30 protein-coding genes are annotated in these 20,755 nt (G+C 40.0%); all 30 read right to left on the bottom strand.

The features are described from left to right. Window positions 1–9: 9 nt before the first annotated feature. The 30 genes from map to rpoC all read right to left on the bottom strand — a co-directional run bounded on the left by map (window position 10) and on the right by rpoC (window position 20,691). Window positions 10–756: a type I methionyl aminopeptidase gene (map, locus tag D612_RS0107420; RefSeq protein ID WP_017754842.1), complete on the bottom strand. Its 747-nt coding sequence runs from the start codon at window positions 754–756 to the stop codon at window positions 10–12. Then, window positions 753–1,406 carry an adenylate kinase gene (locus tag D612_RS0107425; protein WP_017754843.1) on the bottom strand — a complete coding sequence of 218 codons (654 nt, stop codon included), beginning with the start codon at window positions 1,404–1,406 and terminating at the stop codon, window positions 753–755. The genes map and D612_RS0107425 overlap by 4 nt, the downstream gene beginning before the upstream one ends. A 66-nt stretch (window positions 1,407–1,472) precedes the next feature. Continuing rightward, window positions 1,473–2,759: a preprotein translocase subunit SecY gene (gene secY, locus D612_RS0107430; protein ID WP_017754844.1), complete on the bottom strand. Its 1,287-nt coding sequence runs from the start codon at window positions 2,757–2,759 to the stop codon at window positions 1,473–1,475. After that, window positions 2,759–3,199, bottom strand: coding sequence for a 50S ribosomal protein L15 (gene rplO / locus D612_RS0107435; RefSeq protein WP_017754845.1), 441 nt, complete (start codon window positions 3,197–3,199; stop codon window positions 2,759–2,761). The genes secY and rplO overlap by 1 nt, the downstream gene beginning before the upstream one ends. Window positions 3,200–3,230: 31 nt before the next feature. Continuing rightward, a complete protein-coding gene (gene rpmD / locus D612_RS0107440) occupies window positions 3,231–3,413 on the bottom strand; it encodes a 50S ribosomal protein L30 (protein ID WP_017754846.1) in 183 nt (60 codons plus the stop codon). Between the two features lie 12 nt (window positions 3,414–3,425). Continuing rightward, window positions 3,426–3,926: a 30S ribosomal protein S5 gene (rpsE, locus tag D612_RS0107445; protein ID WP_017754847.1), complete on the bottom strand. Its 501-nt coding sequence runs from the start codon at window positions 3,924–3,926 to the stop codon at window positions 3,426–3,428. A gap of 19 nt (window positions 3,927–3,945) precedes the next feature. Next, window positions 3,946–4,308 carry a 50S ribosomal protein L18 gene (gene rplR / locus D612_RS0107450; protein WP_017754848.1) on the bottom strand — a complete coding sequence of 121 codons (363 nt, stop codon included), beginning with the start codon at window positions 4,306–4,308 and terminating at the stop codon, window positions 3,946–3,948. A gap of 33 nt (window positions 4,309–4,341) precedes the next feature. Next, a complete protein-coding gene (gene rplF / locus D612_RS0107455) occupies window positions 4,342–4,881 on the bottom strand; it encodes a 50S ribosomal protein L6 (RefSeq protein WP_017754849.1) in 540 nt (179 codons plus the stop codon). Window positions 4,882–4,908: 27 nt separating this feature from the next. After that, window positions 4,909–5,307, bottom strand: a complete 399-nt coding sequence (rpsH, locus tag D612_RS0107460) for a 30S ribosomal protein S8 (RefSeq protein ID WP_017754850.1) — start codon at window positions 5,305–5,307, stop codon at window positions 4,909–4,911. A 29-nt stretch (window positions 5,308–5,336) separates the two neighbouring features. Continuing rightward, entirely contained in the window at window positions 5,337–5,522 is a 186-nt protein-coding gene (locus tag D612_RS0107465) for a type Z 30S ribosomal protein S14 (protein ID WP_017754851.1), read from the bottom strand. Window positions 5,523–5,541: 19 nt separating this feature from the next. Next, the gene (rplE, locus tag D612_RS0107470; RefSeq protein ID WP_017754852.1) at window positions 5,542–6,081 is read right to left on the bottom strand and encodes a 50S ribosomal protein L5; all 540 of its coding nucleotides are present in this window, start codon (window positions 6,079–6,081) and stop codon (window positions 5,542–5,544) included. Window positions 6,082–6,107: 26 nt separating this feature from the next. Beyond that, window positions 6,108–6,419 carry a 50S ribosomal protein L24 gene (rplX, locus tag D612_RS0107475; protein ID WP_017754853.1) on the bottom strand — a complete coding sequence of 104 codons (312 nt, stop codon included), beginning with the start codon at window positions 6,417–6,419 and terminating at the stop codon, window positions 6,108–6,110. Between the two features lie 36 nt (window positions 6,420–6,455). Next, window positions 6,456–6,824, bottom strand: a complete 369-nt coding sequence (gene rplN / locus D612_RS0107480) for a 50S ribosomal protein L14 (protein ID WP_017754854.1) — start codon at window positions 6,822–6,824, stop codon at window positions 6,456–6,458. Window positions 6,825–6,870: 46 nt separating this feature from the next. Further along, window positions 6,871–7,134 carry a 30S ribosomal protein S17 gene (gene rpsQ, locus D612_RS0107485; protein ID WP_003331720.1) on the bottom strand — a complete coding sequence of 88 codons (264 nt, stop codon included), beginning with the start codon at window positions 7,132–7,134 and terminating at the stop codon, window positions 6,871–6,873. Between the two features lie 20 nt (window positions 7,135–7,154). Beyond that, window positions 7,155–7,358: a 50S ribosomal protein L29 gene (gene rpmC, locus D612_RS0107490; protein WP_017754855.1), complete on the bottom strand. Its 204-nt coding sequence runs from the start codon at window positions 7,356–7,358 to the stop codon at window positions 7,155–7,157. Next, window positions 7,348–7,782: a 50S ribosomal protein L16 gene (rplP, locus tag D612_RS0107495; RefSeq protein ID WP_017754856.1), complete on the bottom strand. Its 435-nt coding sequence runs from the start codon at window positions 7,780–7,782 to the stop codon at window positions 7,348–7,350. The genes rpmC and rplP overlap by 11 nt, the downstream gene beginning before the upstream one ends. Next, the gene (gene rpsC, locus D612_RS0107500; protein ID WP_017754857.1) at window positions 7,782–8,447 is read right to left on the bottom strand and encodes a 30S ribosomal protein S3; all 666 of its coding nucleotides are present in this window, start codon (window positions 8,445–8,447) and stop codon (window positions 7,782–7,784) included. Before rpsC ends, rplP begins: the two co-directional genes overlap by 1 nt. Window positions 8,448–8,459: 12 nt before the next feature. Further along, on the bottom strand, window positions 8,460–8,801 hold the full coding sequence (rplV, locus tag D612_RS0107505) for a 50S ribosomal protein L22 (RefSeq protein WP_017754858.1): 342 nt from the start codon (window positions 8,799–8,801) through the stop codon (window positions 8,460–8,462). Between the two features lie 19 nt (window positions 8,802–8,820). Next, window positions 8,821–9,099, bottom strand: coding sequence for a 30S ribosomal protein S19 (gene rpsS, locus D612_RS0107510; protein ID WP_017754859.1), 279 nt, complete (start codon window positions 9,097–9,099; stop codon window positions 8,821–8,823). Between the two features lie 57 nt (window positions 9,100–9,156). Next, entirely contained in the window at window positions 9,157–9,987 is an 831-nt protein-coding gene (rplB, locus tag D612_RS0107515) for a 50S ribosomal protein L2 (protein WP_017754860.1), read from the bottom strand. 25 nt (window positions 9,988–10,012) lie between these two features. Further along, on the bottom strand, window positions 10,013–10,300 hold the full coding sequence (rplW, locus tag D612_RS0107520) for a 50S ribosomal protein L23 (protein ID WP_017754861.1): 288 nt from the start codon (window positions 10,298–10,300) through the stop codon (window positions 10,013–10,015). Then, window positions 10,300–10,923, bottom strand: coding sequence for a 50S ribosomal protein L4 (gene rplD, locus D612_RS0107525; protein WP_017754862.1), 624 nt, complete (start codon window positions 10,921–10,923; stop codon window positions 10,300–10,302). The genes rplW and rplD overlap by 1 nt, the downstream gene beginning before the upstream one ends. Before the next feature lie 23 nt (window positions 10,924–10,946). Continuing rightward, entirely contained in the window at window positions 10,947–11,579 is a 633-nt protein-coding gene (gene rplC, locus D612_RS0107530) for a 50S ribosomal protein L3 (RefSeq protein WP_017754863.1), read from the bottom strand. Window positions 11,580–11,620: 41 nt separating this feature from the next. After that, on the bottom strand, window positions 11,621–11,929 hold the full coding sequence (gene rpsJ, locus D612_RS0107535; protein ID WP_017754864.1) for a 30S ribosomal protein S10: 309 nt from the start codon (window positions 11,927–11,929) through the stop codon (window positions 11,621–11,623). Window positions 11,930–12,259: 330 nt separating this feature from the next. Beyond that, window positions 12,260–13,450, bottom strand: a complete 1,191-nt coding sequence (gene tuf, locus D612_RS0107540; RefSeq protein WP_017754865.1) for an elongation factor Tu — start codon at window positions 13,448–13,450, stop codon at window positions 12,260–12,262. Window positions 13,451–13,568: 118 nt separating this feature from the next. Continuing rightward, window positions 13,569–15,647 (bottom strand): elongation factor G, encoded by a 2,079-nt coding sequence (gene fusA / locus D612_RS0107545; RefSeq protein WP_017754866.1) that lies wholly within the window; start codon window positions 15,645–15,647, stop codon window positions 13,569–13,571. A 45-nt stretch (window positions 15,648–15,692) separates the two neighbouring features. Next, window positions 15,693–16,163 carry a 30S ribosomal protein S7 gene (gene rpsG / locus D612_RS0107550; RefSeq protein WP_017754867.1) on the bottom strand — a complete coding sequence of 157 codons (471 nt, stop codon included), beginning with the start codon at window positions 16,161–16,163 and terminating at the stop codon, window positions 15,693–15,695. Window positions 16,164–16,203: 40 nt separating this feature from the next. Continuing rightward, complete coding sequence (rpsL, locus tag D612_RS0107555; RefSeq protein ID WP_017754868.1) at window positions 16,204–16,626, bottom strand: 30S ribosomal protein S12; 423 nt, start codon at window positions 16,624–16,626, stop codon at window positions 16,204–16,206. 113 nt (window positions 16,627–16,739) lie between these two features. After that, window positions 16,740–16,988, bottom strand: coding sequence for a 50S ribosomal protein L7ae-like protein (locus tag D612_RS0107560; protein ID WP_017754869.1), 249 nt, complete (start codon window positions 16,986–16,988; stop codon window positions 16,740–16,742). A gap of 88 nt (window positions 16,989–17,076) precedes the next feature. Beyond that, window positions 17,077–20,691: a DNA-directed RNA polymerase subunit beta' gene (rpoC, locus tag D612_RS0107565; RefSeq protein WP_017754870.1), complete on the bottom strand. Its 3,615-nt coding sequence runs from the start codon at window positions 20,689–20,691 to the stop codon at window positions 17,077–17,079. Window positions 20,692–20,755 lie beyond the last annotated feature (64 nt).

The raw sequence follows: 20,755 nt of genomic DNA on the forward strand, positions 1-20,755 counted from the left end.
CACCTTCACTTAGGCTTTTGTTAAGATTTCAAATCCAGTTTCAGTAATCGCAATGGTATGCTCGTAGTGAGCGCACTTTTTACCATCTACTGTAACAACAGTCCAGTTATCTGAAAGTGTCTTCACATACCGTGTACCTGCGTTTACCATTGGTTCAACCGCAAGTACCATTCCAGGCTTCAAGCGCGGCCCTTTGTTAGGATGTCCATAATTTGGGATTTGCGGATCTTCATGAAGATCCTGACCAACCCCGTGCCCCACATACTCTCTAACAATGGAGAAACCGTTGGATTCTACATACGTTTGAATCGCATGAGAGATATTTGTTAATCGAACGCCTGCTTTTGCTTCGTCCAAACCCTTAAATAAAGATTCTTCCGTTACTTCAAGCAATTTCTTTGTTTCATTATCAATTTCCCCAACTGGATATGTCCAAGCTGAATCTCCATGGTAGCCATTCAATTTTGCGCCGATATCAATTGAAATGATATCACCTTCGCGAAGAATACGATCACTAGGTATACCATGTACTAACTCCTCATTCACAGATGCACAAATACTACCAGGGAATCCATTGTATCCCTTGAAAGAAGGAATTGCATTATAGAATCGTATGGCCTTTTCAGCTATATTGTCTAATTCCTTTGTCGTTATTCCTGGGCGTATATGCTTCTTTAGCTCTTGATGTGTTAGTGCAACAATTTTACCTGCTTCTCGCATTATTTCAATTTCGCGTTCAGTTTTGCAAATGATCATCCAATTAAGCCCCCAAGGAGTTTATCTATTTCTGCAAAGACAACTTCAATATCTTGATCTCCATTAATACTACGTAAGTAGCCTTTTTCACTATAAAAATCAAGTAATGGCTGTGTTTGCTTCATGTTAACTTCTAGACGATTTTCCACAGTCTCTGCATTATCATCAGCCCGTTGATAAAGCTCGCCACCACACTTGTCGCATTTCCCTTCGACTGAAGGTGGATTAAACACCATGTGATACGTTGCTCCACAATCTTTGCAAATCCGACGTCCTGTGAGGCGTTCCATCAATTTGCTTTGGTCAACCTCTACATAAATGACATAATCGATTTGTCGATCTAAATCTGTTAATAGAACTTCTAAGGCTTCCGCTTGCGGAACTGTTCTTGGAAATCCATCTAATAAAAAGCCTTTGCTACAATCATCTTTCCCAAGGCGCTCACGCACGATCCCGATCGTAACCTCATCAGGTACAAGCGCACCTTGGTCCATATAGGATTTTGCTTTAAGGCCTAATTCTGTGCCTTCTTTAATTGCGGCACGGAACATGTCACCAGTTGAAATATGAGGAATCCCATATTTCTCAACAATTCTTTCCGCTTGTGTACCTTTACCAGCCCCTGGTAATCCCATTAGTACTAACTTCATCTCTCCAGCCCCCCATTACTGTTGAGGTTTAAGGGAATGTTAATAACAATCCCTGCCTCAAAAATCCTATTTCAAAAAACCTTTATAGTGTCTCTTCACTAGCTGGCTTTCGAGTTGTTTCATTGTTTCAAGGGCAACCCCAACAACGATTAACAAACTAGTTCCGCCAATTTGGACAGATTGCGGTAACCCCGCAATGTTTATAAAGAAAACAGGAAGTACAGATATAGCTGCCAGGAATAAGGATCCAACTAGAGTCAATCTATATAAAATGCGAGTTAAATACTCTTGCGTACTTTTCCCTGGTCTGATTCCCGGAATGTATCCACCTTGTTTTTTAAGGTTTTCCGCCATTTTCTCAGGATTAACCTGAACAAATGTATAAAAATATGTGAACGCAATTATTAATGCTACATACACGACCATGCCGATTGGATGGGAGTAATTAAATGTTGTTATAATCCAATTCGTCACTGTATTATCTCCAAAAAATCCAGCAATTGTCGGTGGTGTAATTAAGAACGAGATTGCAAAGATTACCGGAATTACTCCAGCAGCATTAACCTTGATTGGAAGGTGTGTAGATTGACCACCAACTGGACTGCGATTTACCATTCTTTTTGCATATTGAATCGGAATTTTCCGTAGTGCTTGAGAAATGAAAATCGTTCCAACAACAACAGCTAATACAGCTAGTAATAATAAGACAATCGTTACAATTCGTAAGAAGAGCGCCTCACCAGCACCTTCAATTTGTTGGGCGTATATTTGATTAGCTGCATTTGGTATGGCAGCTACGATCCCTGCAAAGATTATGATTGAAATACCATTACCCACTCCGTTAGTTGTAATAAGCTCTCCTAACCATAATAGAAATGCAGTTCCCGCAGTTAATACTAATGCAATTAATAAATATGTTCCAACTCCAGGGTTTTTAATTAAGCCTGGAAATAAATTGTTAAAGCCAATTGACATACCAATAGCTTGGATGAATCCAAGCACTATTGTGCCATAGCGGGTAAACTGAGCTAATTTACGACGTCCAACCTCACCTTGCTTTGACCATTCAGTAAACTTAGGAACAACATCCATTTGTAATAATTGAATGATAATTGATGCCGTAATATAAGGCATAATTCCCATTGCAAAAATCGAGAAGTTTTGTAGTGCACCGCCACCGAAAGTGTTAAGTAAACCAAATACACTTTGATCCGAGATTTTAATAACCTCTGTATCCACATTTGGAACGGGTATAAAACTACCTAACCTAAATATAACTAGCATTAACAAAGTAAAGACAATTTTCCGTCTTATCTCACCCACACGCATAAAATTGGAGATTGTCTCAAACATTAAACCACCTCAGTTTTACCGCCAGCTGCCTCAATAGCTTCTTTTGCTGAAGCTGAGAACTTATGTGCTTTAACAGTAAGTTTCTTTTCTAGCTTACCATTTCCTAGTACTTTCACACCAGCATTCAACTTACTGATTACACCAGTTTCAAGCAATAATTCTGGGGTAACTTCGATCCCGTCTTCAAAGCTGTTTAATCTCTCTAAATTAACAATCGCATAGTCTTTACGGTTAATATTAGTAAAACCACGTTTAGGCAAACGTTGGAATAAAGGCATTTGACCTCCTTCAAAACCTGGACGAACACCACCGCCAGAACGAGCGCCTTGACCTTTATGTCCTCTACCTGAAGTTTTACCGTTACCAGAACCCATTCCACGACCTACGCGATTACGTTCTTTACGAGAACCTTCTGCTGGTTTTAACTCATGTAGTTTCATTCTTGCACCTCCTCTTTTGGAAATTTTCTACCTATACCTCTTTAACGGATACTAAATGCGCTACTTTATTAATCATTCCACGAACTGCTACGTTATCCTCGTGAACTACAGTTTGGTGTATTTTACGTAATCCTAATGTTTGTACAGTAGCTCGTTGGTCTTGCGGACGACCAATAACACTGCGTTTGAGGGTGATTTCAAGTTTTTTAGCCATAGTTTTCCCTCCTTACCCTAACAGTTCTTCTACCGTTTTGCCGCGTAACTTTGCAACTTCGTTTGCACGCTTAAGTCCTTTTAAGCCTTCCACTGTTGCACGTACCATGTTAATTGGATTATTAGATCCTAACGATTTAGAAAGGATATCACCTACACCAGCTAATTCTAATACCGCACGTACTGGGCCACCGGCGATAACTCCTGTACCTTCTGCAGCAGGCTTTAAAAGAACGTTACCAGCTCCGAAATTTCCAATAATTTCATGTGGAATTGTTGTTCCAATGATCGGTACACTAATCAAGTTTTTCTTAGCGTCCTCAATTGCTTTACGGATTGCATCAGGTACTTCTTGTGCTTTTCCAGTACCAAAACCTACATGACCATTTTTATCACCAACAACGACTAGCGCAGCAAAACGGAAGCGACGACCACCTTTAACTACCTTTGCTACACGGTTAACCGTAACTACACGCTCTTCAAGCTCTAATTTATTTGGGTCAACAAGACGCATTAATTTCCCTCCTTTATCATTAGAATTCAAGTCCAGCTTCACGAGCAGACTCTGCTAATGCTTTTATTCTTCCGTGATATAAGTAGCCACCACGATCAAATACTACTTCTTTAATCCCTTTTTCCATTCCACGTTTAGCAACCAATTCACCGATCTTTTGAGCTGCCTCAACGTTGCTAGTTGACTCAAGACCAAAATCTTTTTCAACTGTAGCCGCGCTTGCAATCGTTACTTGATTTACATCATCAATTAACTGCGCATATATATGTTGATTTGAACGGTATACATTTAAACGTGGACGTTCAGCTGTGCCGCTCACCTTTGAACGAACACGTCCATGTCTTTTCTTACGAACAGCATTTTTATCGAGCTTAGTAATCATTCGATTCACTCCTTCCTTCTACTCTAAGAAGCGTTATTTCTTCGCAGTTTTACCTTCCTTGCGACGTACATATTCGCCTTCGTAACGGATACCTTTACCTTTGTATGGTTCAGGTGGACGCACATCACGGATATTAGCTGCAACTGCGCCAACACGTTCTTTATCGATACCTTTTACAATAATTTTTGTATTTGCTGGAACTTCAATCTCGACACCTTTTTCTGGTTCAATTTCAACAGGATGAGAATATCCAACATTTAGAACAAGCTTTGAACCAGATTTAGAAGCACGGTAACCAACACCGATTAATTCAAGTCCTCTTTCATAACCCTTTGTTACACCCTCAACCATGTTAGCAAGAAGACTACGAGTTGTACCGTGTAAAGAACGATGTTCTTTATTATCAGATGGACGAGCAACCGTTAAATTATTGTCTTCCATTTTTATCGTCATATCAGGATGAAAAGCACGAGTTAATTCGCCTTTTGGTCCTTTAACAGTTACTACGTTGTTATTATTAGTAAAAGTAACACCTTGTGGTACTTCTATTATTTTCTTACCTATACGAGACATTGTTACACCTCCACTCTTTCAAAAATCTTACCAAACGTACGCTAGAATTTCTCCGCCAATTTGTTTAGCGCGAGCATCTTTGTCTGTTAGAACACCGCTAGATGTTGAGACAATAGCAATTCCTAGTCCGTTAAGCACTTTAGGTACTTCATTCGCTTTTGCATAAACACGTAATCCAGGCTTACTAATACGTTTCAATCCAGTGATTACACGCTCGTTATTTGCACCGTATTTTAGGAAAATACGGATAATTCCTTGCTTGTTGTCTTCAATATATTCAACGTCACGAATGAATCCTTCGCGCTTTAGGATTTCAGCAACATCTTTTTTAAGTTTTGATGCAGGGATTTCTAATTTTTCGTGACGAACCATATTCGCATTACGGATGCGAGTAAGCATATCTGCAATAGGATCAGTCATAACCATATTATTTACCTCCTTCCCATTTTAGGGGTTTACCAACTTGCTTTTTTAACACCAGGGATTTGACCTGCATACGCTAATTCGCGGAAACAAATACGGCAAAGCTTGAATTTGCGAATTACCGAATGCGGACGACCACAGCGTTCACAACGTGTATATTCACGTACAGCATACTTTTGCTCGCGCTTTTGCTTAGCGATCATTGATTTTTTGGCCACAAATTTCCCTCCTTTTATATTACTTATGGAACGGCATGCCCAATTGAGCTAACAGCTCACGAGCTTCTTCATCTGTATTAGCAGTAGTAACAATAACAATGTCCATACCGCGTACCTTACTTACTTTATCATAGTCAATTTCAGGAAAAATTAATTGTTCTTTCACACCTAATGTATAGTTACCGCGTCCATCAAAAGATTTCTTGGAAACTCCTCTAAAGTCACGAACACGAGGTAATGATACAGACACTAATTTATCTAAAAATTGATACATGCGTTCTCCGCGTAGGGTAACTTTCGCACCGATTGGCATACCTTCACGAAGTCTGAATCCAGCAATTGATTTTTTTGCTCTTGTTACAACTGGCTTCTGACCTGAAATTGCAGCTAACTCTTCAACTGCAGCATCCAATACTTTTGAATTTTGAACTGCATCACCAACACCCATATTAATAACAATCTTTTCGATTTTGGGTGCTTGCATAACTGATGTGTAATTAAATTTGCTCACTAAAGCCGGTACTACTTCTTTTGTATATTTTTCTTTTAGGCGATTCACGTAGAGGGACCTCCTTTCTAAACAATCTATTTATCTAAAGCTTCACCTGATTTTTTTGCAATTCGTACTTTCTTACCGTCAACAACTTTGTAACCTACACGAGTAGGATTGCCAGTCTTAGGGTCGATTGGCATTACATTTGACACATGAATAGGTGCCTCTTGGCTAATGATTCCACCTTGAGGATTCATTTGCGATGGCTTTGAATGTTTTTTGATAACATTAACGCCTTCCACAAGGACGCGATCCTTTTTCGGATATGCTTCAAGGATTACACCTTGTTTGCCCTTGTCTTTACCTGAAATTACTTGTACTTTATCACCTTTTTTTACATGCATCTTATAGACACCTCCTTCAAGGTAAAAAATAAGATCTTAGATTACTTCTGGAGCTAATGAAACAATTTTCATAAAGTTTCTCTCACGTAATTCACGAGCAACTGGTCCAAAGATACGAGTTCCACGTGGACTCTTGTCGTCACGAATAATTACGCATGCATTTTCATCAAAACGAATATAGGAGCCATCAACACGACGAGCGCCGCTCTTAGTACGAACAATTACAGCCTTTACTACGTCACCTTTTTTGACAACGCCACCTGGTGTTGCTTGCTTAACAGTACAAACAATTACATCACCAATATTAGCTGTTTTCTTGCCAGAACCACCAAGAACTTTAATTGTTAACACTTCACGTGCGCCAGAGTTGTCAGCAACTTTTAAGCGAGATTCTTGTTGAATCATCGATTAGTACCTCCTTTCGGAACACAAATAATATCCGAACTTTGTATTAAATAATAACGGCTTCTTCAACAACTTCTACTAAACGGAAACGTTTTGTTGCAGAAAGTGGGCGAGTCTCCATAATCTTTACGATATCGCCAATTTTCGCTTGGTTATTCTCATCGTGAGCCTTATACTTTTTAGAGTATTTTACACGCTTACCGTATAGCGAATGCTTTTTATAAGTTTCAACTACAACTGTGATCGTTTTGTCCATTTTATCAGAAACAACACGGCCTACATATACCTTGCGTTGGTTGCGTTCACTCATTTACGCTAACCTCCTCTCGATTATCGATTGTTAACACCAAGTTCTCTTTCGCGAATAATCGTCTTCATACGAGCGATCGACTTGCGTACCTCACGAATACGAGTAGTGTTTTCTAATTGACCAGTCGCAAGCTGGAAACGAAGGTTAAATAATTCTTCTTTTAAAGTTTTGACTTTTTGTTCAACTTCGGCAGTGGTTAAGTCACGGATTTCATTAGCCTTCATTATTTTCACCACCAATTTCTTCGCGTTTTACAAATTTACATTTAACAGGTAATTTATGAGCAGCAAGGCGTAAAGCTTCGCGCGCTACTTCTTCAGGTACACCTGCAATTTCAAACATTACTTTTCCTGGTTTAACTACCGCTACCCATCCTTCAGGCGCCCCTTTACCAGAACCCATCCGAACTTCTAAAGGTTTTGCTGTAAATGGCTTTGATGGGAAGATTTTGATCCAAACTTTTCCGCCACGTTTCATATGACGTGTCATCGCACGACGAGCAGCCTCAATTTGGCGGTTAGAAATCCAGGAAGCCTCTAGTGCTTGTAAACCAAATTCACCGAAGTGTACTTCAGTACCACCTTTAGCACGACCACGCATTTTTCCTCTGTGTTCTCTGCGGTACTTGACGCGTTTTGGTAATAACATTATTGGTTTCCTCCTTCCTCATCTTTCGCTCTTTTCTTTGTAGGAAGAACTTCACCACGATAGATCCATACTTTGACACCTAACTTACCATAAGTAGTATCCGCTTCTGCAGTACCATAATCAATGTCTGCACGTAAAGTATGAAGTGGCACAGTGCCCTCACTATAATGTTCTGAGCGAGCGATATCCGCTCCGCCTAAACGACCAGAAACCATTGTTCTGATACCTTTTGCACCGGCACGCATAGCACGTTGAATTGCTTGCTTTTGGGCACGACGGAATGAAATACGATTTTCTAATTGACGAGCAATATTTTCTGCAACTAATGTTGCGTCAATATCAGCCTTTTTAATTTCCATAATATTAATGTGAACGCGCTTCTGCGTTAACTCATTTAACGCTTTGCGTAGTGCTTCAACTTCAGTACCACCTTTACCAATAACCATTCCTGGCTTAGCAGTATGGACAGTAATATTCACACGATTAGCAGCACGTTCAATTTCAACTTTTGATACAGCCGCATCTGCTAGACGCTTATTAATGTATTCACGAATCTTAATATCTTCATGTAATAGGTTAGCGTAATCTTTTCCTGCGAACCATCTTGATTCCCAATCACGAATGATGCCAACACGAAGACCGTTAGGATTTACTTTTTGACCCACTACTATCCCTCCTTACTTTTCAGATACCACAACTGTAATGTGGCTAGTACGCTTTTTAATTTCACTAGCGCGTCCTTGTGCGCGTGGACGGAAACGTTTTAACGTTGGACCTTCGTCAACGAACGCTTGTGAAACAACTAAATTGTTTACATCCATTTCATAGTTGTGCTCAGCATTTGCAATTGCTGATTTCAACACTTTTTCAATGACAGGAGAAGCTGCCTTTTGCGTGAGACGAAGAATTGCAATTGCTTCGCCGACTTGCTTTCCTCTTATCAAATCGATTACAATTCGAGCTTTACGAGGAGCAATACGAACAGTTCTCGCAACCGATTTAGCTTGCTTAGTTTCCATTCAAGTACCTCCTCTCTAATTAACGTCTTGTTTTCTTATCGTCATCTGCATGACCTTTATAAGTGCGAGTAGGAGCAAATTCGCCTAATTTATGACCTACCATGTCTTCAGTAATAAATACTGGCACATGCTTTCGTCCATCATAAACAGCGATTGTATGCCCAATAAAGTCTGGGAAAATTGTTGAACGACGAGACCAAGTTTTAACTACTTGCTTCTTGTTTGACTCGTTTAAAACTTCAACTTTTTTCATTAAGTGATCATCGACAAATGGTCCTTTTTTTAAGCTGCGACCCATGAATGAACCTCCCTTCGCGATTGCGCTACGGTTCTACTGAACCGCAGAACAACCCCGTTATTTTTTACGACGACGAACAATAAATTTGTCTGACGCTTTATTTTTCTTCCGAGTTTTAAATCCAAGTGTTGGTTTACCCCATGGTGACATCGGTGATTTACGTCCGATCGGAGCTTTACCTTCACCACCACCATGTGGATGATCGTTCGGGTTCATTACAGATCCACGTACAGTTGGGCGTTTTCCTAACCAACGTGAACGACCTGCTTTACCAACAGTAACTAGTTCATGCTCTAAATTCCCTACTTGACCAACAGTTGCACGGCAAGTTGCTAGGATTTGACGCACTTCACCAGAAGTTAAACGTACTAATACGTATTTACCTTCTTTACCTAACACTTGAGCTTCGGAACCAGCAGAGCGAACCAATTGCCCCCCGCGCCCTGGTTTTAACTCAATATTATGAATAACTGTACCAACCGGAATATTTTGTAATGGTAATGCATTACCTATTTTAATATCCGCATCTGCACCTGAGAAAATCTCTTGGCCTACTTGTAAACCTTTTGGTGCAAGAATATACCGCTTTTCACCATCTGCATAATTAACTAGTGCAATATTAGCAGTACGGTTTGGATCGTATTCGATTGTAGCAACGCGTCCAGGTATTCCATCTTTGTCACGTTTAAAATCGACTACACGATATTGGCGCTTATGACCTCCACCTTGGTGACGAGTTGTAATTTTACCTTGGTTATTGCGACCGCCTTTTTTGTGTAACGGTGCTAATAATGATTTTTCTGGTGTATCAGTTGTGATCTCTGCGAAATCCAAAACTGACATTCCACGACGACCATTTGTCGTTGGATTATACTTTTTAATCGCCATTATGGTTTCCCTCCTTCACAATAGATTAAACTTCAAAAAACTCAAGTTCTTTACTATCGGCTGTTAATTTTACAATTGCTTTTTTACGTTTTGGTGTTGTACCAGCATAACGGCCTACACGCTTGTATCTGCCGTCATAATTTTGTACATTTACCTTTTCAACTTTAACACCAAAAATTTGTTCAATTGCTTGTTTTACTTCTGTTTTGTTAGCTCTTGTATCCACTTCGAAAGTATATTTCTTTTCACCCATTAATTCAGTAGAACGTTCTGTGATTACGGGGCGCTTAATAATATCACGAGGATCTTTCATTATGCAAGCACCTCCCCTGCTTTTTCAGCTGCTTCTTTTGTAATGACCATTTTGTCATGGTTTATTACGTCTAATACATTCACACCATTCACATTAACTACGGTAACACCTGGGATGTTACGAGCAGATAACTCGACATTTTGATCTGTATCAGCTGTTACAATTAGTACCTTTTTATCTAGCGCTAATGAGTTTAAAACCTTTACCATATCCTTTGTTTTTGGCGCATCGATCGCAAGTGCTTCAAGTACAACAACGCTATTATCTAATACTTTAGATGATAAAGCAGATTTGATCGCTAAGCGACGTACCTTTTTCGGAAGCTTGAAAGAATAACTTCTAGGCGTTGGACCAAAGACAATCCCTCCACCTCTCCATTGTGGAGAACGAATTGACCCTTGACGCGCACGACCTGTACCTTTTTGGCGCCATGGCTTTCTACCGCCACCACGAACTTCAGAACGATTTTTTACTTTATGAGTACCTTGACGTTTTGATGCTTGTTGCATAATAACAGCTTCATACAAAACGTTTTCGTTTGGTTCAATTCCAAAAACCGCATCAGAAAGTTCAACTTCACCTACTTGTGAACCTGATTGATTATAAAGTGCTACTTTAGGCATCTAATTTCCTCCTTTCTGAACAATTATTTGTTACCTTTTACCGCACTAAGAATTTTTACGTAGCTTTTCTTAGGTCCAGGAACATTTCCTTTTACTAATAGAAGATTACGCTCGACATCAACTTTAACAATTTCTAAGTTTTGAACTGTAATTTGCTCGCCGCCCATTTGTCCAGGTAGCATTTTACCTTTAAATACACGGTTTGGAGCAACTGGTCCCATTGAACCAGGACGACGGTGATAGCGAGATCCATGAGCCATCGGGCCGCGCGATTGGTTATGACGCTTAATTGCGCCTTGGAATCCTTTTCCTTTTGAAGTGCCCGTAACGTCTACGAGGTCTCCTTCTGCAAACACATTAACTTTGACTTCCTGACCAACTTCAAATTCCTCAGCGTTTACGCCGCGAATTTCACGTACGAAGCGCTTAGGAGTTGTATTAGCTTTTGTTGCATGACCTTGTTCTGGTTTGTTTTGACGAGATTGCTTCTTATCAGCAAAACCTAACTGGATTGCTTCATAGCCGTCAGTTTCAGTTGTTTTCTTTTGTAAAACCACGTTAGGCTCCGCTTGGATTACCGTAACTGGAGTTAACACACCATTTTCAGAGAAAACTTGAGTCATACCAATTTTTCTACCTAAGATTCCTTTGGTCATTAGTCACACCTCCTATTAATATCCCATTTTTATTTTAATAATTAAAGTTTGATTTCAATGTCTACACCTGATGGTAAGTCTAATCGCATTAATGAATCAACAGTTTGTGGTGTTGGATTAATAATATCGATTAAACGCTTATGAGTACGCATCTCAAATTGCTCACGAGAATCTTTATACTTGTGAACAGCACGCAAAATTGTATAGACTGATTTTTCTGTCGGTAACGGAATTGGACCAGATACATTAGCACCAGATCGCTTTGCAGTTTCCACAATTTTTTCAGCTGATTGATCAAGGATTCTGTGATCATAAGCCTTTAAACGTATACGAATTTTTTCTTTTGCCATTACTTTCCCTCCTTTTCGCCCATTTTAAAATAGACATACTCCGTGGAAATTTCCTCACATCCGCCATGGCAAAGGGGCCGGGTGTGTCAGCAACCTTCCACATCATAGCTGTAAATGACCAACATGCACTATTATATAAAAATTTACAACAAAATGCAAGATAGAAAATATATTTTATTTCTTTCGCGCACTTTTAAAATTATACATAGTTGTGCAACTGAATTCAAGGCTATCGTGAATAGATTAATAATTCAAATTAAGTTGCTTAAAATTAAAAAACAGGTAGCAAATGCTACCTGTTTTTATCAATATTTTAGTTCTTGAAATCAATTACTCAATAATAGAAGAAACTGATCCAGCGCCTACTGTCCGGCCACCTTCACGAATTGAGAACTTAGTACCTTCTTCAATCGCAACTGTAGTGATAAGTTCTACTGTCATTTCGATATTATCACCAGGCATTACCATTTCTGTTCCTTCTGGTAACTTGATGATTCCAGTTACGTCAGTAGTACGGAAATAGAATTGTGGACGGTAGTTTGAGAAGAATGGAGTATGACGTCCACCTTCTTCTTTTGATAAAACATAAACTTGTGCTTTAAAAGTTTTGTGTGGTGTAATTGAACCTGGCTTAGCAAGTACTTGACCACGTTGGATTTCCTCACGAGCAACACCGCGAAGAAGTGCACCGATGTTATCGCCAGCTTCAGCATAGTCAAGAAGCTTACGGAACATTTCTACACCAGTTACAGTTGTGCTCTTAGCTTCTTCAGCAAGACCAACGATTTCAACTACGTCACCAACTTTAACTTGGCCACGCTCTACACGACCTGTAGCAACTGTACCACGACCAGTGATTGAGAATACGTCCTCAACCGGCATCATGAATGGCTTTTCAACGTCACGTACTGGGTCTGGAATGTACTCGTCAACTGCATCCATTAATTCGACAATTTTATCTTCCCACTCAGCTTCACCTTGAAGTGCTTTAAGAGCAGAACCTTTAATTACTGGAATATCATCACCTGGGAAGTCGTATTCAGAAAGAAGGTCACGAACTTCCATTTCTACTAATTCTAATAATTCTTCATCGTCTACCATGTCACATTTGTTCATGAATACAACTAGGTAAGGTACACCTACTTGACGAGAAAGTAAGATGTGCTCACGTGTTTGTGGCATTGGACCATCAGCAGCAGAAACTACTAAGATACCGCCGTCCATTTGCGCAGCACCAGTGATCATATTTTTAACATAGTCAGCGTGTCCTGGGCAATCAACGTGTGCATAGTGACGCTTGTCAGTTTCATACTCAACGTGTGATGTTGAGATTGTGATTCCGCGCTCACGTTCTTCTGGTGCACCATCGATTTGATCATAGTTCATTGCTGTACCTTTACCAGAACGCTTGTGTAAAACATTAGTAATTGCAGCAGTTAAAGTAGTTTTACCATGGTCAACGTGTCCAATTGTACCTACATTACAGTGTGGTTTCGAACGGTCAAATTTTTCTTTACCCATCAGAGATTTCCTCCTTAAAATGTATCATTTTATAATTTTTTATATGTAAGGGGCGGGAATCTAAAGACTCCCACGACCCTACTTACAATTAGTTTTTCATTTAAGCAATCTGGTTTAATTACTCACCAGTATTTTTCTTGATGATTTCTTCAGAAATTGACTTTGGAACTTCTTCATAATGATCAAAGTGCATAGAATATACGCCACGACCTTGAGTATTAGAACGAAGTGCAGTAGCATAACCAAACATTTCTGAAAGTGGCACCATTGCTTTAACAACTTGTGCATTACCACGAGCTTCCATACCTTCTACACGTCCACGACGAGAAGTAACGTCACCCATGATGTCACCCATATACTCTTCAGGAACAACAATCTCAACTCTCATCATCGGTTCAAGTAGAACTGGGTTACATTTTGTTTTTGCGTTTTTAAGTGAAAGTGATGCAGCAACTTTAAACGCCATTTCACTTGAGTCAACATCGTGATATGATCCATCAAATAATGTTGCTTTAACATCAATTAACGGATATCCAGCTAGTACACCATTTTGCATTGCATCTTCAAGTCCTGCTTGGATTGCTGGAATATAGTCTCTTGGAACTACACCACCAACGATCCCGTTAACGAACTCGAAGCCTTTGCCTTCTTCATTTGGCTCAAACTTAATCCAAACGTGTCCATATTGTCCACGACCACCTGACTGACGTACGAATTTACCTTCGCACTCAGCTGTTTGACGGAATGTTTCACGATAAGAAACCTGTGGTGCACCCACGTTAGCTTCTACCTTAAATTCACGTCTCATCCGGTCAACGATAATATCAAGGTGGAGTTCACCCATACCTGAGATAATTGTTTGACCTGTTTCAGGATTCGTTTCAGTACGGAACGTTGGATCCTCTTCAGAAAGCTTTTGTAAAGCAATACCCATTTTATCTTGGTCCGCTTTTGACTTTGGCTCAACTGATAAAGAGATAACCGGTTCTGGGAATACCATTGACTCTAAGATTGCCGGGTTTTTTTCATCACATAGAGTATCACCAGTTGTTGTATCTTTCAAGCCTACTGCAGCAGCGATGTCGCCAGCATAAACTACAGGGATTTCTTCACGGTGATTTGCGTGCATTTGTAGGATACGTCCTACCCGCTCGCGTTTCCCTTTTGTTGAATTTAATACGTAAGAACCTGCGTTTAGGATACCTGAATATACGCGGAAAAACGTCAGTTTCCCAACATAAGGATCTGTCATAATTTTGAAAGCTAATGCAGAGAATGGCTCTTCATCACTAGAGTGACGTTCAATCTCTTCCTCACTATCAGGTAAAGTACCTTTAATAGATGGTACATCAGTTGGTGCTGGTAAATATTCTAACACCGCATCCAACATTTTTTGAACACCTTTATTTTTAAATGCAGAACCACACATAACTGGGAAGAATTCTACATTAATTGTACCTTTACGAATTGCTGCCTTAATTTCTTCGTTTGTTAATTCTTCGCCTTCTAGATATTTTTCCATTAAGGCTTCATCTATTTCAGCAACAGCTTCGATTAGCTTGCCACGATATTCTTCAGCTAAATCCTTCATATTTTCAGGAATTTCACCTTCAGTAATATCGGTGCCAAGGTCGTTTCCATATAACGTAGCATTCATTTCAATTAAATCGATAATGCCTTCAAAATTTTCTTCAGCGCCAATCGGTAATTGAATCGGATGCGCGTTTGCACCTAAACGATCATGAATAGTTTTTACAGAATACAAGAAGTCTGCACCCATTTTATCCATTTTATTAACGAATACAACGCGCGGAACTCCGTAAGTAGTAGCCTGACGCCATACAGTTTCTGTTTGTGGCTCAACACCTGATTGAGCATCTAATACTGTTACTGCACCATCTAATACACGCAGTGAACGTTCAACCTCAACAGTGAAATCTACGTGTCCTGGTGTATCGATGATATTTACGCGATGACCTTTCCATTGTGCCGTTGTTGCCGCAGAAGTGATCGTAATTCCACGCTCTTGCTCCTGCTCCATCCAGTCCATTTGTGAAGCTCCTTCGTGAGTTTCACCAATTTTATGGATACGGCCTGTATAGAAAAGGATACGTTCAGTAGTTGTAGTTTTACCAGCATCAATGTGCGCCATGATGCCGATGTTACGAGTCTTTTCTAAGGAGAACTCTCTAGCCATCTGTACTTCTCCTTCCTTTTTAGGAAATTAATTAGAGTGATTGTTTTACCAACGGTAGTGTGCAAATGCTTTATTTGCTTCTGCCATTTTATGTGTGTCTTCGCGCTTTTTAACAGATGAGCCTGTGTTATTAGCTGCGTCCATGATTTCATGAGCTAAACGCTCTTCCATCGTTTTTTCTCCACGAGAACGTGAATATTGAACTAACCAACGTAATCCTAGAGTAGTACGTCGCTCTGGACGAACCTCTACAGGAACTTGATAGTTCGCACCACCTACACGGCGAGCACGCACTTCAAGTACAGGCATAATGTTCTTAAGAGCTTGTTCGAATACTTCCTTTGGATCATTGCCAGTACGTTCTTTTATTAAATCAAACGCATTATATAAAAGAGTTTGGGCTTTCCCTCTCTTACCATCAACCATGATTTGATTGATTAAACGAGTGATTAACTTTGAATTATAAATCGGATCTGGTAATACATCTCTACGAGTAACAGGACCTTTACGTGGCATATGATACCCTCCCTTCGTCATGATTATTTATGATTGTCGATTATTTTTTTGCTGCTTTAGGTCTCTTTGTACCATATTTTGAACGACCTTGCATGCGGTTATTAACACCAGCAGTATCTAAAGCACCACGTACGATATGATAACGTACCCCTGGTAAGTCCTTTACACGTCCGCCACGAATTAATACTACGCTATGTTCTTGAAGGTTATGTCCAATCCCAGGAATATAAGCAGTAACCTCAATTCCGTTTGTTAAGCGTACACGAGCATATTTACGTAATGCTGAGTTCGGCTTTTTCGGAGTCATAGTTCCCACACGTGTACAAACACCACGCTTTTGTGGTGAAGAAAGATCAGTTTGCTCTTTCTTCATGCTGTTATAACCTTTGTTTAACGCAGGAGATTTTGACTTAACAATCTTGCTTCTACGTCCTTTACGAACTAATTGATTCATAGTAGGCATTAGTAATTCCTCCTTTCTCTTTTTTAAGTCCACATATCCAGGTGGTTCATTTTTTAGGCAAAAACAAAGTTTTTGTAGAACGGTTATACCGCTCTACAAAAACATTATACATTTTAGCCTTTTATAGCTACTGTAGCAGCTCCAACCTCAATCCCACATGCTTTCCCAAGCTTTTTCATTGAATCCACTCGGAAAATGGGTATATTGTTTTCTTTCGCTACTAGTAGTATTTTGTTAGTCACACGCCGATCAGCATCATCAGCTATTATGACTTCACTTACTTCCTTTTCTTTTATGGCTTTTAGAGTTTGCTTTGAACCAATCACAATCTCTTTCGCCTGTGACACTTTTTCATAAGACATACTGTTTTACATCCTCCAAAGCATCGGTATTAAAACACCTTTGTCATAATACCACTCCAAAGAATCATTGTCAATAAATTATTTTCAATTATTCTTTAGATACTAAGTCGTTTTGTTCTTCTAACGATGGTTCATTCAAACCATCCTTTACATAATGTACTTTGCGATATCTGTTCATACCTGTACCCGCTGGGACAAGTTTACCAATAATTACATTTTCCTTCAAACCTAGGAGTTCATCGCGCTTTCCTTTAATCGCAGAGTCCGTTAATACCCTAGTTGTTTCTTGGAACGATGCAGCTGATAGGAACGACTCCGTCTCTAGAGACGCTTTTGTAATACCTAACAATACCGGACGTGCAACTGCAGGTTGACCACCGTTAAGTAGTACTTTTTTGTTAGCTTCTTTAAATTGGTGAATATCTAGTAACGATCCTGGTAGGACGTCAGTGTCGCCAGCATCAACAACACGAACTTTACGAAGCATTTGCCTTACCATTACCTCAACGTGTTTATCACCGATTTCTACCCCTTGCATCCGGTATACTTTTTGAACTTCACGCAATAAGTACTCTTGTACTCCATCCACACCTTGAACCTTTAAAAGTTCCTTTGGATCGATCGAACCTTCGGTTAATTCTTGACCAGCAAAAACCTTTTCTCCTTCAGAAACTTTAAGTCTAGCCCCATAAGGCGCTGTATAAGTCCGACTTTCAATTTCTCCTTGGACAACTAGCTCTTGCTTATCCTTAACCTCATTTATTTGGGATACTACGCCATCAATCTCAGAAATGACAGCTTGCCCTTTTGGATTACGGGCTTCAAACAGCTCCTGAATACGCGGTAAACCTTGCGTAATATCATCTCCAGCAACTCCACCTGTATGGAATGTCCGCATTGTTAACTGTGTACCAGGTTCACCAATTGATTGTGCTGCGATTATACCAACCGCTTCGCCAACCTCAACATCTTGACCTGTTGCAAGATTTCGTCCGTAGCAAAGCTTACAAACCCCAGCGCGTGTGTCACATGTAAATGCAGAACGTATCTTAATTTGTTCAATGCCTGCATTGACAATTTCAGTAGCTATATCTTCAGTAATTAATTCATTACGTTTAATAATGATTCCCTTTGTTTCTGGATGCTTAACCGTTTCAAATACTGTCCTTCCAACCATGCGTTCGTAGAGCGTCTCAATAACTTCAGTACCGTCTTTAAGCGCGCTAACAACTAAGCCGCGGTCAGTATGGCAATCATGATCACGAACGATTACATCTTGTGCAACGTCAACAAGTCGTCTTGTTAAATAGCCTGAATCCGCAGTTTTTAGCGCTGTATCAGCTAGTCCTTTACGAGCACCGTGTGTAGAAATAAAGTATTCTAACACTGTTAATCCTTCACGGAAGCTTGATTTAATAGGCAACTCAATAATTCTACCAGCTGGGTTAGCCATGAGTCCTCGCATACCCGCAAGCTGAGTAAAGTTAGATGCGTTTCCACGAGCTCCAGAATCACTCATCATAAAGATTGGATTCGAGATATCGAGATTATCCATTAATTTTGTTTGTATTTCATCCTTTGCTGAGCTCCAAATCGAAATAACTCGTTCATAACGTTCTTCATCAGTAATTAAACCGCGTCTAAACTGTTTCATTACGTTTGAAATTTTCTCTTCGGCTCTAGCAAGAATTTCTTGTTTTTCTGGTAAAACAACAATATCTGAGACCCCTACAGTTATTCCAGCTTTTGTTGAAAATTTAAAGCCAAGATCCTTCATCCGGTCTAGCATTTTTGAAGTTTCAGTAATTTTAAAGCGTTTGAAAACCTCTGCAATAATGCTGCCAAGAATTTTTTTCTTAAACGGAGAAACCGGTTCCCGCTTAGCAATTTCTTCTTTCACATTTATACCTTTTTGTACAAAATACTTCGCTGGGGTTTCGCGCTCTAAATTATCCTTCGTTGGTTCATTAATATATGGGAACGACTCCGGTAATATTTCATTGAAAATTAGTTTACCAACCGTCGTTAAAAGCAACATTCCATTTTGTTCCGGTGTAAATGTTGCATTATTTAGCGAACTAGCCGCAACAGCAATGCGTGAATGCAAATGCACATAGCCGTTTTGATAAGCAATTAACGCCTCACTTGAATCTTTAAAAACCATTCCTTCACCGATTGCTCCAACACGCTCAATAGTTAAGTAATAGTTACCTAGAACCATATCCTGAGATGGAGTAACAACCGGTTTTCCATCCTTCGGATTTAAAATGTTTTGCGCTGCAAGCATTAATAGCCGCGCCTCCGCCTGCGCTTCTGCTGATAACGGTACGTGGACCGCCATTTGGTCACCATCAAAGTCAGCATTATACGCTGTACAAACTAACGGGTGCAAACGAATAGCCCGACCCTCTACTAATGTTGGTTCAAATGCCTGTATTCCAAGACGGTGTAGCGTAGGTGCCCTGTTTAGTAGCACCGGATGCTCTCTGATTACTTCTTCAAGAACATCCCAGACATCCGGACTTACTCGCTCAATTTTGCGTTTCGCACTCTTAATATTATGTGCCAGCCCTCTGCCTACGAGTTCTTTCATTACAAATGGTTTAAACAATTCTAGCGCCATTTCTTTTGGCAAACCACATTGATACATTTTTAGGTTTGGTCCGACAACAATTACAGAACGACCTGAATAATCAACACGCTTTCCTAAAAGATTTTGACGGAAACGTCCTTGTTTACCCTTTAGCATATGTGATAGGGACTTTAGTGGACGGTTACCTGGGCCAGTAACCGGACGACCGCGGCGCCCGTTATCAATTAATGCATCAACCGCCTCTTGAAGCATTCTCTTCTCATTTTGAACAATTATGCTAGGTGCACCAAGATCCAGCAACCGTTTTAAGCGGTTGTTACGGTTAATAACACGACGGTATAGGTCATTTAAATCCGATGTTGCAAATCTTCCACCATCTAGTTGTACCATCGGTCTTAGTTCAGGTGGAATAACTGGTAATACATCAAGTATCATCCAAGCTGGATCATTACCTGAATTGCGGAAAGCTTCTAATACCTCAAGGCGTTTGATCGCTCTAGTTCGGCGTTGACCTTGGGCAGTTCGTAACTCTTCCTTTAAGACCTCGACTTCTTTATCCAGATCAATGTCATATAATAATTTCCGAATTGCTTCTGCGCCCATTTGGGCTTGGAATGATTGGCCATATTTTTCGCGATATGTCCGATATTCTTTTTCTGAAAGCAACTGTTTCTTTTCCAATGTTGTATCCCCAGGGTCAGTAACAACATATGAAGCAAAGTAAATAACTTCTTCAAGCGCACGAGGCGACATATCTAATGCCAAACCCATCCGGCTTGGAATTCCTTTAAAATACCAAATATGGGAAACAGGCGCAGCAAGTTCGATATGACCCATACGATCACGGCGGACTTTCGCACGTGTTACTTCAACACCACAACGGTCACAAACAACACCTTTATAACGAACTCTTTTATATTTTCCGCAATGGCACTCCCAATCCTTTGTAGGGCCAAAGATTCGTTCACAGAATAAGCCATCCTTCTCAGGCTTTAAAGTACGATAGTTAATCGTCTCTGGTTTCTTCACTTCACCATAAGACCATGAACGAATTTTATCAGGCGAAGCTAAACCAATTTTCATATACTCAAAGTTATTTACATCCAGCAAAGGGCCTACCTCCCTTATAAAGTAAAACTTCTATCAGTTGAGGGAACAGCCTCAACTGATAGTA

This window comes from Calidifontibacillus oryziterrae (assembly GCF_000331575.1).
Taxonomy (GTDB): Bacteria; Bacillota; Bacilli; order Bacillales; family Bacillaceae_J; genus Calidifontibacillus_A; species Calidifontibacillus_A oryziterrae.

Excerpts from the sequence above, each read along its gene's own strand:
- map (WP_017754842.1), bottom strand. The coding sequence starts at position 756 with ATGATCATTTGCAAAACTGAACGCGAAATTGAAATAATGCGAGAAGCA.
- D612_RS0107425 (WP_017754843.1), bottom strand. The coding sequence starts at position 1,406 with ATGAAGTTAGTACTAATGGGATTACCAGGGGCTGGTAAAGGTACACAA.
- secY (WP_017754844.1), bottom strand. The coding sequence starts at position 2,759 with ATGTTTGAGACAATCTCCAATTTTATGCGTGTGGGTGAGATAAGACGG.
- rplO (WP_017754845.1), bottom strand. The coding sequence starts at position 3,199 with ATGAAACTACATGAGTTAAAACCAGCAGAAGGTTCTCGTAAAGAACGT.
- rpmD (WP_017754846.1), bottom strand. The coding sequence starts at position 3,413 with ATGGCTAAAAAACTTGAAATCACCCTCAAACGCAGTGTTATTGGTCGT.
- rpsE (WP_017754847.1), bottom strand. The coding sequence starts at position 3,926 with ATGCGTCTTGTTGACCCAAATAAATTAGAGCTTGAAGAGCGTGTAGTT.
- rplR (WP_017754848.1), bottom strand. The coding sequence starts at position 4,308 with ATGATTACTAAGCTCGATAAAAATGCTGTTCGTAAGAAAAGACATGGA.
- rplF (WP_017754849.1), bottom strand. The coding sequence starts at position 4,881 with ATGTCTCGTATAGGTAAGAAAATAATAGAAGTACCACAAGGTGTTACT.
- rpsH (WP_017754850.1), bottom strand. The coding sequence starts at position 5,307 with ATGGTTATGACTGATCCTATTGCAGATATGCTTACTCGCATCCGTAAT.
- rplX (WP_017754853.1), bottom strand. The coding sequence starts at position 6,419 with ATGCATGTAAAAAAAGGTGATAAAGTACAAGTAATTTCAGGTAAAGAC.
- rplN (WP_017754854.1), bottom strand. The coding sequence starts at position 6,824 with ATGATTCAACAAGAATCTCGCTTAAAAGTTGCTGACAACTCTGGCGCA.
- rpsQ (WP_003331720.1), bottom strand. The coding sequence starts at position 7,134 with ATGAGTGAACGCAACCAACGCAAGGTATATGTAGGCCGTGTTGTTTCT.
- rpmC (WP_017754855.1), bottom strand. The coding sequence starts at position 7,358 with ATGAAGGCTAATGAAATCCGTGACTTAACCACTGCCGAAGTTGAACAA.
- rplP (WP_017754856.1), bottom strand. The coding sequence starts at position 7,782 with ATGTTATTACCAAAACGCGTCAAGTACCGCAGAGAACACAGAGGAAAA.
- rplV (WP_017754858.1), bottom strand. The coding sequence starts at position 8,801 with ATGGAAACTAAGCAAGCTAAATCGGTTGCGAGAACTGTTCGTATTGCT.
- rpsS (WP_017754859.1), bottom strand. The coding sequence starts at position 9,099 with ATGGGTCGCAGCTTAAAAAAAGGACCATTTGTCGATGATCACTTAATG.
- rplB (WP_017754860.1), bottom strand. The coding sequence starts at position 9,987 with ATGGCGATTAAAAAGTATAATCCAACGACAAATGGTCGTCGTGGAATG.
- rplW (WP_017754861.1), bottom strand. The coding sequence starts at position 10,300 with ATGAAAGATCCTCGTGATATTATTAAGCGCCCCGTAATCACAGAACGT.
- rplD (WP_017754862.1), bottom strand. The coding sequence starts at position 10,923 with ATGCCTAAAGTAGCACTTTATAATCAATCAGGTTCACAAGTAGGTGAA.
- rplC (WP_017754863.1), bottom strand. The coding sequence starts at position 11,579 with ATGACCAAAGGAATCTTAGGTAGAAAAATTGGTATGACTCAAGTTTTC.
- rpsJ (WP_017754864.1), bottom strand. The coding sequence starts at position 11,929 with ATGGCAAAAGAAAAAATTCGTATACGTTTAAAGGCTTATGATCACAGA.
- tuf (WP_017754865.1), bottom strand. The coding sequence starts at position 13,450 with ATGGGTAAAGAAAAATTTGACCGTTCGAAACCACACTGTAATGTAGGT.
- fusA (WP_017754866.1), bottom strand. The coding sequence starts at position 15,647 with ATGGCTAGAGAGTTCTCCTTAGAAAAGACTCGTAACATCGGCATCATG.
- rpsG (WP_017754867.1), bottom strand. The coding sequence starts at position 16,163 with ATGCCACGTAAAGGTCCTGTTACTCGTAGAGATGTATTACCAGATCCG.
- rpsL (WP_017754868.1), bottom strand. The coding sequence starts at position 16,626 with ATGCCTACTATGAATCAATTAGTTCGTAAAGGACGTAGAAGCAAGATT.
- D612_RS0107560 (WP_017754869.1), bottom strand. The coding sequence starts at position 16,988 with ATGTCTTATGAAAAAGTGTCACAGGCGAAAGAGATTGTGATTGGTTCA.